The 1,560-nt window shown below is 56.2% G+C and carries 3 protein-coding genes; 2 read left to right on the forward strand and 1 reads right to left on the reverse strand.

Annotation, left to right across the window (positions count from 1 at the left end; translation table 11 throughout):
* Positions 1-8 precede the first annotated feature (8 nt).
* Positions 9-284 (reverse strand): hypothetical protein, encoded by a 276-nt coding sequence (locus IVA92_RS01310; protein WP_247281437.1) that lies wholly within the window; start codon positions 282-284, stop codon positions 9-11.
* Here IVA92_RS01310 and IVA92_RS01315 point away from each other — a divergent pair.
* Together IVA92_RS01315 and IVA92_RS01320 are read left to right on the forward strand one after the other, a co-directional pair.
* Positions 165-1,172 (forward strand): transposase DNA-binding-containing protein, encoded by a 1,008-nt coding sequence (locus IVA92_RS01315; protein ID WP_247281436.1) that lies wholly within the window; start codon positions 165-167, stop codon positions 1,170-1,172. The genes IVA92_RS01310 and IVA92_RS01315 overlap by 120 nt on opposite strands.
* 37 nt (positions 1,173-1,209) lie before the next feature.
* Positions 1,210-1,557 (forward strand): hypothetical protein, encoded by a 348-nt coding sequence (locus IVA92_RS01320; RefSeq protein WP_247281435.1) that lies wholly within the window; start codon positions 1,210-1,212, stop codon positions 1,555-1,557.
* The last annotated feature ends 3 nt before the right edge of the window (positions 1,558-1,560 follow it).

Raw genomic sequence — 1,560 nt, forward strand, 5'->3', positions numbered from 1 at the left:
GCTTTCAATTACCCACATTTGACGTCGGATTTGAACGCCGCGCCGCAGGCGAAATCTTGAATCGGAAGAATCTGTTGTGATTCGTTGTTGAGCACCTGATTCGGAGGCGTGGGGTGCTCGATGGGCTTGGTGAAGGAACGCGCGGAGGCGCGTGTGCTCAGCGATTGACGACCGGTATTGAGACGTGGGTTGATCGGGAAGCTGCGGGATGCGAGTTTAAGGATGAGCGGCTTGGCCGCCGGTTCTGCAAACTGCTCGCACAAATCGGGAGCGACATGGGACAAAGCATCCCGCTGGTTTGTCAGGACTGGGCCAACACGAAGGCCGCCTATCGCTTCTTCTCCAACGAACGGGTCAACGAGGCGGATATTCTTTGCGGTCATTTCGAGGCGACACGCGGGCGCGTAACGGCAACGAAGGGACCGATCCTCGTTCTCCATGACACGACGGAATTCAGCTTCAAGCGCGAGAAGCCGGATTTGATTGGCTTTACGCGCAAGACGGCAGGGCGCACTCAGTGCGGCATCCTGATGCATTCGAGCCTCGCCGTGACGACCGAGGGGCTTCCGCTCGGACTGGCGGCAATTAAGTTTTGGACGCGCAAGAAGTTCAAGGGGACGACGGCGCTGAAGCGGAAGATCAATCCGACGCGTGTTCCGATCGAGCAGAAGGAGAGTATCCGCTGGCTGGAGAATTTACGGCAATCGACCGACCTTCTCGCTACCCCTGGACGATGCGTTCGTATTGGTGATCGCGAGAGCGATATCTATGAGCTGTTTTGCCTGGCCGAGGAGGTTGGAACACACTTCTTGGTACGAACCTGTGTTGATCGGCTTGCCGGGGACGGCAATCATACAATTGCCGACGAAATGGACGAGGTTACGGTCAAAGGCCTACATCGGATCAAGGTCAAGGACGACAAAGGCGATCCGGATGAAGCGCTTCTCGAAATTCGTTTCCGCAAGCTTCGAATTCTGCCGCCGATCGGTAAGCAGAAGAAATATCCCGCACTCACTCTGACCGTGATCCATGCTCAAGAAGCGGGGAACGCCGAAGCGGCGAAAGAAGATCGAGTGGAAGCTCCTCACCGATCTCTCGATCCAATCGCGCAAAGACGCCGTCGAGAAGATCGACTGGTACGCGTTGAGGTGGAAGATCGAAGTCTTCCATAAGGTCCTCAAATCAGGCTGCAAGGCGGAGGACTCGAAATTGCGAACCGCTGAGCGTCTGGTCAATCTGATCGCTGTTTTTTGCATTGTAAGTTGGCGCGTCTTCTGGATGACGATGCTCAATCGTTCCTCGCCGAATGCCCTACCGCAGACGGCGCTGACAGATCCCGAACTCAGGCTTCTTGATCGTTTGGTGAAAGACAGGGGTGGCGATCGCCCTCGACGAAGCACGCTCTCGCACTATGTCGTCAAGATCGCGCGGCTCGGAGGATATTTGGCCCGAGCCAACGATCCGCCTCCAGGAAATACCGTGATCTGGCGCGGACTATCGCGGCTGACTGACATCGAACTGGGAGCCGCGATCGAGGCAAAGATTATGGGTAATTGAAAG

It is taken from the genome of Bradyrhizobium sp. 154, assembly GCF_023073875.1.
In the GTDB taxonomy this organism is placed as follows: Bacteria; Pseudomonadota; Alphaproteobacteria; order Rhizobiales; family Xanthobacteraceae; genus Bradyrhizobium.